Annotated in this window: 9 protein-coding genes; 2 read left to right on the top strand and 7 right to left on the bottom strand. The window is 38.6% G+C overall.

Annotation, left to right across the window (positions count from 1 at the left end):
• Positions 1 to 633: 633 nt before the first annotated feature.
• The 7 genes from RTR63_RS10980 to RTR63_RS10950 form a co-directional block, all read right to left on the bottom strand.
• Positions 634 to 3,777, bottom strand: coding sequence for a type I restriction endonuclease subunit R (locus RTR63_RS10980; RefSeq protein WP_312524231.1), 3,144 nt, complete (start codon positions 3,775 to 3,777; stop codon positions 634 to 636).
• 264 nt (positions 3,778 to 4,041) lie between these two features.
• Positions 4,042 to 5,193: a restriction endonuclease subunit S gene (locus tag RTR63_RS10975; RefSeq protein WP_312524229.1), complete on the bottom strand. Its 1,152-nt coding sequence runs from the start codon at positions 5,191 to 5,193 to the stop codon at positions 4,042 to 4,044.
• Complete coding sequence (locus tag RTR63_RS10970; RefSeq protein WP_062335110.1) at positions 5,190 to 5,393, bottom strand: DUF3791 domain-containing protein; 204 nt, start codon at positions 5,391 to 5,393, stop codon at positions 5,190 to 5,192. Before RTR63_RS10970 ends, RTR63_RS10975 begins: the two co-directional genes overlap by 4 nt.
• The gene (locus RTR63_RS10965; protein WP_062335108.1) at positions 5,390 to 5,641 is read right to left on the bottom strand and encodes a hypothetical protein; all 252 of its coding nucleotides are present in this window, start codon (positions 5,639 to 5,641) and stop codon (positions 5,390 to 5,392) included. The genes RTR63_RS10970 and RTR63_RS10965 overlap by 4 nt, the downstream gene beginning before the upstream one ends.
• Positions 5,638 to 6,117, bottom strand: coding sequence for a DUF3990 domain-containing protein (locus RTR63_RS10960; RefSeq protein WP_312524227.1), 480 nt, complete (start codon positions 6,115 to 6,117; stop codon positions 5,638 to 5,640). The genes RTR63_RS10965 and RTR63_RS10960 overlap by 4 nt, the downstream gene beginning before the upstream one ends.
• Complete coding sequence (locus tag RTR63_RS10955) at positions 6,114 to 7,658, bottom strand: type I restriction-modification system subunit M (RefSeq protein ID WP_312524225.1); 1,545 nt, start codon at positions 7,656 to 7,658, stop codon at positions 6,114 to 6,116. The genes RTR63_RS10960 and RTR63_RS10955 overlap by 4 nt, the downstream gene beginning before the upstream one ends.
• A gap of 21 nt (positions 7,659 to 7,679) precedes the next feature.
• Positions 7,680 to 7,907 (bottom strand): helix-turn-helix domain-containing protein, encoded by a 228-nt coding sequence (locus RTR63_RS10950; protein ID WP_062335103.1) that lies wholly within the window; start codon positions 7,905 to 7,907, stop codon positions 7,680 to 7,682.
• Positions 7,908 to 8,080: 173 nt separating this feature from the next.
• Between RTR63_RS10950 and RTR63_RS10945 the strand changes: the two genes are divergently transcribed.
• Both RTR63_RS10945 and RTR63_RS10940 read left to right on the top strand, forming a co-directional pair.
• On the top strand, positions 8,081 to 8,365 hold the full coding sequence (locus RTR63_RS10945; RefSeq protein ID WP_312524224.1) for a hypothetical protein: 285 nt from the start codon (positions 8,081 to 8,083) through the stop codon (positions 8,363 to 8,365).
• A 34-nt stretch (positions 8,366 to 8,399) separates the two neighbouring features.
• Positions 8,400 to 8,780 (top strand): hypothetical protein, encoded by a 381-nt coding sequence (locus RTR63_RS10940; RefSeq protein ID WP_312116753.1) that lies wholly within the window; start codon positions 8,400 to 8,402, stop codon positions 8,778 to 8,780.
• Positions 8,781 to 8,941 lie beyond the last annotated feature (161 nt).

Raw genomic sequence — 8,941 nt, 5'->3', positions numbered from 1 at the left:
AGTTTCTAGCTTTTTATCAAAAAATTTTTCCATGCTTATATTCTCTACAAAGGTTTCTTCCAATTTAGAAGAAATCATACGTTTTTCTAATTATGGAATCAATACATAAATGTATTTAGTACATAAATTAAGAAGAGTTGTACATATATTAAATATATTTAAAATCAATTATTTAAGCTATATATGGATTGAGTACATAGAACTAGAAGAGTTGTACACTTATGCGATAAATCATAAGAAGAGTTGTACATCTATACAAGAAGACTTGTACATATAAACTAGAAGAGTTGTACATGTATTGGCTCGAAAAGCCTTGCTACATAAGGCGTTGAGAGCTCCTACAATATATATAATATTACAATTATTACAATAAAGACTTTTTTTGAAAAAAAAATTTAAGAATAAATGTTTATTAAATAAGATTTGTAATGTCGTTAATTTCATGGCGTAATCACTAAACTTTTAGTTACCAATAAAGTAATCTATTGAATAGCATTTACTGATTGATTCTAAAGCATATAGGCTTATAAATCGAAAAAAGGTATATAGGGTAGCATGTATCTATAAAAATAGCTCTAAAGCGTTCCTATGAGCATTTAGAGCTATGTATTGTAGCCAGAGTGAATTAATCAATTAAAGACTACCACCAACACCTTTAAATTTTTCCACAAAGTTGGCTATTTTTTGGAAAACAGTTTGCTTCTTAGTAAGGTATTCAGGGTTTAATGGACTCATTTTGGGTAAGATATCATTAAGTTCAGTACCATTCTCACTGGCATATTCACGTTTGAGTGATGTTAAGATATAGCGTTTTGCTGAGTCTGCATTAAGATTTTCATCATCAATAAGAAATTGGGCTTCTTTTTGCTGTGCGGCTTGGGCAAATTTAAAAAATTCGTCGATGATGTTAGCTTTGTCTTTGATAGTGTCTAAATTGGTCTGGTTAATGAAGTCTACGACTAGGCTTTCTTTAGCACGGTTACCAATATTGGCTCGAATAACACGGCGTATTTCTTCCACCAATTCGGCTTTACTTTTAACTTTTTTGTTATGTTCAAAGATTAACTCAAGAATGTAGTCTAGATTGATTTCCTGAGATTTGAGCAAATCGACCTCAAAGACTACGTCATCCCAATCAATAGTGGCTTTATTCTGGTTATCAGCGTCTTTTTGCCGACGAATCCAATCTCGAATGTCGTTATAACTGGAGCGATAATCTTGAATAAGCCTTGCTGATGGTATTTCGATAGATTGCATGGTCTGAATATCATCATCGGTAAGATAGTAAGTTTGTTTGAACGTTTCGACGGCTTCGGCATCGTTGATATCTAGCGTTTGCAGGGCTTGCAGTCCCGCAAATTCGTCATAGTTTTGCAGGATATTATCGGCTCGTAGGTATTCACCGAATAGCTTGGCAAAGTCTCTTTTGTCTTTCTCGGTGACGATATTATCAGGGTCTGGGAAACGCTGTTGAAGCTCGGCGACTACGTCAAGGTAGCCACGGCACGCTTCTCCTGTGCTTACGTCGGTATAGCCCTGCATATATTCGTCATAGCTCTTTTCAAGGACAACGTTTTTGGTATTTTTATCGCCAAACAGGGTAATAGCGTCGATGGTCGCCTGCTCTAGGTCACGGAAGGTCACGATATTACCAAAGGTTTTGGTGGCATCATAAATGCGATTGGTACGAGAATAGGCTTGTATTAGCCCATGATAGCGTAAGTTTTTATCGACAAACAGCGTGTTTAGGGTCGGAGCATCAAAGCCTGTCAGAAACATCCCAACCACGATTAACAAATCAATTTTTTCTGCTTCTGGTAATGGTCTATTGTCGCTATCCTTGCCCTTGACTCGTTTGGATAGGTCTTTATAGTAATTTTCAAAGGATTTGCTTTCGGTGCTATAGTTGGTTTTAAACTGGGCGTTATAGTCGCTGATGGCTAAATCGAGAAATTCTTTGGCAGTAGCATCCAACGCACTGGGTTCAAACGTTTCATCAATAATATCCCCCACTGCCGTTTGTTCTTCGTTCGCTGTGTAAGAAAAGATAGTGGCAACCTTTAAAGGACGTTCTAAGCCCCCTTTTACGCCATTATGGAGCTGTTTTAGGGCTTCGTAATACAATTTGGCACTATCGACACTACTGACGGCAAACATGGCGTTAAAGCCCTTATTTGACGCATTTAGGCGATGGGTCTTTTGCTTGAAGTTGTTTAGAATATATTGGGCAATTTGTTTGATGCGTTCTGGGTGTTGCAACGCCTGTTTATTTTCGGCAGCGGTGAGTTTTTCAAGATCTTTTTCTTTTTCGATGGCTTTAAACTGTGGACGTACATCGTTGTAATCGACTTTGAATTTTAACACTTTCTCATCCCGAATCGCATCGGTAATCACATATGAATGTAGTTCACGTCCAAAGACACTTGCCGTGGTTTCTGAGCCTAACGCATTTTCTGGAAAAATCGGTGTTCCTGTAAAGCCAAACTGATAAAACTTCTTAAATTTACGCTTCAGGTTTTTTTGGGCTTCGCCAAACTGCGAGCGATGACATTCATCAAAGATAAAAACCACCTGCTTATCATAAATCGGCAATTTATCTTCGCTTTTCATCAGGTTGTTAAGTTTTTGGATGGTCGTGACCACGATTTTATTATCATCGCTTGCCAAGTTTTCTTTGAGTTTGGCGGTGCTGGTCGAGCCGTTTACGCTATCGGGGCTAAAGCGTCGGTATTCTTTCATGGTTTGATAGTCCAAGTCTTTTCTATCAACCACGAAAAACACCTTGTCAATAAATGGCAATGCAGTAGCAAGCCGTGCCGCTTTAAAGCTGGTCAAGGTCTTGCCTGAGCCTGTGGTATGCCAGATATAACCGCCACTCTCGACCTTACTCCAGTTTTTGGCTTGAAACGAGCTGTTAATTTTCCATAAAATCCGCTCGGTGGCGGCGATTTGGTAGGGTCGCATTATCAGTAACGTATTACTGACATCAAACACGCTGTAATGCAAAAGCACATTGAGCAAGGTTTTTTTCTCAAAGAATGTGGCGGTAAAGTCCTTTAAATCTTTGATTAAGGTATTGTCCGACCTTGCCCAGTTCATGGTAAAGTCAAAGCTGTTTTTGTCCCGTTTGGTGGTGTTGGCAAAATAGCGGGTATCCGTGCCGTTTGAGATGACAAAAATTTGTAGATATTTATACAGTGATTCGTCTTTGTTAAAGCTTTCTTTGCTGTAGCGATGCACTTGGTTAAAGGCTTCACGAATCGCTACGCCCCGTTTTTTGAGTTCGATTTGTACCAATGGTAAGCCATTGACCAAGATGTTTACGTCATAGCGGTTGCGGTGTTTGCCTGTTTGGCTAAATTGTCCAATGACTTGTAGTGAATTGCGGGTGATATGGTCTTTGTCGAGTAGGTAGATGTTTTGCAGGCGACCGTCATCAAAGGTAAAATCGTGGATATGGTCATTGTGGATTTTGCGGGTTTTGTCGATAATGGTATCGCTTGGGCGGTCTAGGTAATCGGTCAAAAAGCGTTGCCATTCGCTATCGCTAAAGGTGAGATTGTTGAGTTTTTGCAGTTGCTCACGGGCGTTGGTTAATAGCTTGGTGTGATTGGTGATGTCTTTGCGGTATTCATAGCCTTGATTGGTCAGGTCGTCAATGAGTTCTTTTTCTAGGTCGGCTTCGGTCTGATAGCTGCCTGTTTGCTCAATTTTGGTGTATTTGTCGAGTACAATAAAGTGATTGGTTTCGGCGATGGGTTTATATGTTGTGGTCATAGGGGTATCTTTATAACTGGCTGATGATATGTGTATGTATTGATGTGTATATATTTTTAATATACAGTTAAATGTATAAATCTATAAATATGCTAAACGTTTATAAGGTTAACTGTATGTTAAGTTATGGCTATCTATATATTGATGAGTATCAATGTATAAATTTATCTAACTACTAATAAATATATAAATTTAACTGTATATGTTTATATGTATACTATGAGATATAAATATTTGTGTGTATGTATTTATATGTATGCTATTTTAATTTTTAGGAAAATCAATTAGTTGCTCTCGGTAGTATTCGTATTGCTGCTCACGTAGGGTGATTTCTTTGGGTAAGCCTTCAGTGATAGAGTGGGTTAGGGCTTCAAATTTATCTAAAATATTTACAATTCTTTTTTGCTCATCAAGCGGTGGGACAGGGAAAGAGTATTTTAAAATTGCCTCTTTATTGCCTCGTGGCATTTTTGCACCTTTAGCATTTTGCATATTAAAATCAAAGAACTTATCATCTGCTAAAATTTGATACAGATATCTAGGCAAAATATTTTTATCTTTCAGATGAATAACTAAAACGTCGCCATTTGTTCCACCTATTTGATTTGCCTGCCAAATCTTTTTCAAATAAGGGCGGATATTGCCAATCAAAATATCATTTTCAAAATATGCTGTTAAATTTCCACTGGTAGGTAAGTAACTTGAATTGGTTTTACCCATTCTATTTTGCAAAAGATTATCCACCCCAATGTAATTTTTTTCATTAAGTTTATCAAATGATATACGAGATTTTGAATACTCGGCAACTTCACCCAAACTTTTCCAAATAATTTCATTATCCGAAAAAGTCAATAATTTATCACGATAATATTGATATTGTTTCTCGCGCATATTAAGCTCGGCTGTCAGCTCGGCTGTCAGCTCGGCTGTAACGGCTGTAAATGCGTCCAAAATTCGTACAATCTCGGCTTGAACGTCAAACGGTGGGATTGGGATTGGAATTTTTTCAATCTGATTACTCATCAACTTAGGATTTCCCATTCCTGAATAAACATAATGTTTAGCTTGAGTGGAAAGCCAGTAAAATAAAAACTTGTAATTTAGCTCACTGATATTTTTTATTTTAATTAAACCGCAAACATTAGTTATCGAAAACTTACCATTTCTATAAAACACAGTGCCAGCATTTGCTCCATCTGTCGTCCAACTTACGTACTCACCGTCATAATCAAAAGAGTCAATTTTTCCTATTTGACCATTGTTTGCAGTTTGAGAGCTGTAAACAGGATAATCACCAATATTTTCAGTTAAATACTGTTTTGACATTACACGTCCACGGCTAAGATTAGAAACTTGACCTAATGACTTCCACTCAACTTTTTGCCCTTTTAACAACTTATCCAAAATCGCACTCACGCCCCTGCCTCCGCCATCATTCTATCAATATCCGCAAAGGCATTTTCCAATCGCTCAATATGGTATAACTCATACATATCCACGATAAACTGCGTAATCCCTAGCGATTCCCACATTGCCAACACCTTTTGAGCCGAAACCTGTCGATACTCAGCATAACGCTCTAACAAATAAATAAAAAATGCGTATTCCTTGCTCATACTTCATCCGCCCGTAAATACAGTGAATTGCGTGGATTGCCTGTCACTTGCTCACTTTCCCACATATCAAAAATAATCAAGGGACTTACCTTGTATAACTCAAGCTCTGGGTCTTGTAACATGGCATAAGTTTCCGAGCTGATAAACGCCTTAATCGCTTGCAATTCATCAAAACCGTATTTTTCAACGATATGTTGCACCACATGACGGTCAAAAAAATCTAACGTTCGAGCTGATACAGCGTTCATACGATTTTGCTCCCTTGATAAGTCAAATAGCCTAAGCTAATCTCACTACAAAACGCATATTGGTCAGTCAAATTCTGCGGTAATAAACGCCGAACCGCTTCTTCTTGGGTATATCTGCCATCCATATAATCATCAATGACAGGTAAAGTGGCATCATTGGCAACAGGACCAATCACGATATCAAAATCAAACAGTTTTAACGCTTTGCGATTATTAACGACAAATTCGAGCCAATCGGCATTGGCATTGTCAAAGTGCATCAAATTTAAAGCAATCGCACGATCTTCATCAAAGGAATAAATATTGATAATGGCTTGTCCCTGTTGACGTCTTTTAAAAACCAGTTTTGCCCAGCGTTCCGCTTGAGCATAGCTACTGGTCAAATAAAATCCACAACCAAAATCTAAGGCTCGTAAATTGGGTAAAATCTTTGGCATATCGACAGCGACATTGCTACCGTGATAGAGTGTTATCATGCCTCAATCTCCGCCACAATTGCATCAATCTCTTTGCGTAACCTATCAATATTGGCAACCGTCTGGGCAAGTTCGGCATTTAATGTTTGAATATCAATCACTTCACGGGTGTCTTCCGCTTCCACATAGCTACTCACTGCCAAATTATAGTCATTTTCGGCAATCTGACTGTTTTCAACCGACTTGGCAAAATAGGGAATATCTGTTTTGCTGGCGAAAACATCGATAATCTGGGCAATGTGTTCATCGGTTAGCATGTTAGTATTGGTTTCTTTTTTAAACAGCTTACTGGCATCAATGAACTGAGTTTTATTATCGGCTTTATGTTTTGATAAAACTAGAATATTTACCGCAATCGACGTACCAAAAAATAAGTTGGGGGCAAGTGAAATCACCGTTTCGACAAAGTTGTTATCGACCAAGTATTGTCGGATTTTTTGTTCCGCACCGCCACGGTAGAAGATGCCTGGGAAAGAGACAATCGCCGCCCGTCCTTTACTCGATAAATATGCCAAGGCGTGCAGAATAAAGGCAAAATCTGCCTTTGACTTAGGAGCCAGTACGCCCGCAGGGGCAAAACGCTCGTCATTAATTAGCGTTGGGTCATCGCTACCCACCCATTTGACAGAGTAGGGGGGATTCGACACAATGGCATCAAACGGCTTATCATCGCCAAAATGGGGCTCAAGCAAGGTATCGCCCAGCATCATATTGAACTTATCGTAATTGATATTATGCAAAAACATATTCATACGAGCCAGATTATAGGTCGTGTGATTGATTTCTTGCCCAAAAAATCCCTCTTCGATGATATGCTCATCAAATTGCTTTTTGGCTTGCAATAACAGCGACCCTGAACCCGCCGCAGGGTCATAAATCTTATTTACGGTTGTCTGACCATGTAATGCCAGTTGAGCAATCAATTTAGAAACGTGTTGTGGGGTAAAAAATTCACCGCCTGATTTGCCTGCGTTGGCAGCATAGTTAGAAATCAAAAATTCGTACGCATCACCAAACAAATCAATATGGTTGTCTTCAAAATTACCAAAATCTAAATCTTCCACACCTTTTAGCACGGCCGCAAGGCGTTTATTTTTGTCTGCGACTGTATTACCTAAACGGCTACTGGTGGTGTCAAAATCGCCAAATAACCCTTTAATATCAGGTTCGGAAGGGTAGCCTAGGGCAGACGCTTCAATATCTGAGAAAATATTGGCTAAATCCGTATTTAAACTGTCATTGGTGTTAGCATTTTTCGCCACATTGCTAAATAGCTGACTGGGATAAATAAAATAGCCTTTGGTCTTAATCGCATCATCTTTGATACTGGCTAAAATAGGACTGTCATCGGGGAAGGTGGCGTAATTGATGCTATCGTCACCCCCTTCGATATAACTCGCAAAATTCTCACTGATAAAGCGATAGAATAATGCCCCTAACACATACTGCTTAAAATCCCAACCATCGATGGAACCGCGCACATCATTAGCAATTTGCCAAATACGACGTTGCAGCTCTGCACGTTGCTGAATAGCGGTCATAATATATCCTAAAAATAAACATTAACTTGATGGCTGACTTTCAGCGACAGGCTTCTCGAAAATAAACACATCTTTGGGCTCGCAATCCAAATAAATGCACAACTTATCTAACGTCTCAAAATCAATCCGAGAGGATTCATTATTAAAAAGCCGATAAAGCGTTGTCCGATTTACACCCGAATCACGTTCTGCATCTGCAACACGGAGCCCACGTTGGGCAAAAAGCACAGGTAAATTCAACTTAATCATAGAAAAACCAAATAAATGACAAAAAATGCTTGACTTAGTTTTCTTTATGTTTTAATTTATTTCCTGTAGAGAAAACAAAATTAAATATAAAGAAAATTATATTTCCTTTTGATTTGCTATTATCGCATAGGAATGAATAATTTACCAAAAAATATCCCGAAAGGAGCACAAAAATGCACCCAAACCCCGTCATCCAACACCTCTATGACCAACTTGACCAAAGAAAAAGCCGCCAACAACAAATTAGTCTGCTAGTCAGCAAACTTATCAAAGAACAACATATTCAACTGGGCGATGGACTGTACATACATCTTGGCCAAACCAAACGCTGCAGCAATACCCAAGCCATTCAACAATGGATTCAGACCATTTATGACACCATTGACACGGGTGATTATCAAGAAACTTACCGAAAACTTGAGCACGAATTCTTAGCTTTAATGCCAGAACTACTATAACCCATCTTAACGATACTAAAGAAAGGAAGTACGCATGAATCTACACTACATCCAACAAAACAGCCTAAACCCGTTTGAATTTCAAATCTGCCAAGCTTATTATGAAAACCCTAACAAGCACACCACACCCTTGGCACACTTACAGCAACTGTGCAGCCAGTATCACATCACCTTGGATCAACTTGCTGCCATTACCCAAAAGGTTAAAGCCTATCACCCGCATACTTACTGTATGGCTTGCAATATCGCTCAGCGAATCACCGAACCTGACTATCGCAATAGCCAACATCTGCAACAACTTGACTATATCTGCGATGACTGCCAATCATTTATCCATGCGCCTAAACAATGCCAACATTTCGCCACTATTCATATGCTAACTAGCAAAGCAATCATTGATGATTTGCCATATTAAATAGGCAACTGAATTTATTTTTATTGAGCAAAAAGCCTTAAAAAAATTAGTAGGGTGGCATAATAAACTAAGCCATCCTAATACCATTGAAGATAGATTGTTCTAAAGTAAGCATCCGACCAACCCCTATTGCATTTTCCAAACATGAGGCAGGAGCTCAT

Source organism: Moraxella sp. CTOTU47724, assembly GCF_032014955.1.
GTDB classification, from domain to species: Bacteria; Pseudomonadota; Gammaproteobacteria; order Pseudomonadales; family Moraxellaceae; genus Faucicola; species Faucicola tetraodonis.
Note: the sequence above shows the minus strand (reverse complement) of the source record. Positions and strands in the feature narration are given on the sequence as shown.

Coding starts and splice junctions, on each gene's coding strand:
- RTR63_RS10980 (WP_312524231.1), bottom strand. CDS start 3,777: ATGACCACAACATATAAACCCATCGCCGAAACCAATCACTTTATTGTA.
- RTR63_RS10970 (WP_062335110.1), bottom strand. CDS start 5,393: ATGAGCAAGGAATACGCATTTTTTATTTATTTGTTAGAGCGTTATGCT.
- RTR63_RS10965 (WP_062335108.1), bottom strand. CDS start 5,641: ATGAACGCTGTATCAGCTCGAACGTTAGATTTTTTTGACCGTCATGTG.
- RTR63_RS10960 (WP_312524227.1), bottom strand. CDS start 6,117: ATGATAACACTCTATCACGGTAGCAATGTCGCTGTCGATATGCCAAAG.
- RTR63_RS10955 (WP_312524225.1), bottom strand. CDS start 7,658: ATGACCGCTATTCAGCAACGTGCAGAGCTGCAACGTCGTATTTGGCAA.
- RTR63_RS10950 (WP_062335103.1), bottom strand. CDS start 7,907: ATGATTAAGTTGAATTTACCTGTGCTTTTTGCCCAACGTGGGCTCCGT.
- RTR63_RS10945 (WP_312524224.1), top strand. CDS start 8,081: ATGCACCCAAACCCCGTCATCCAACACCTCTATGACCAACTTGACCAA.
- RTR63_RS10940 (WP_312116753.1), top strand. CDS start 8,400: ATGAATCTACACTACATCCAACAAAACAGCCTAAACCCGTTTGAATTT.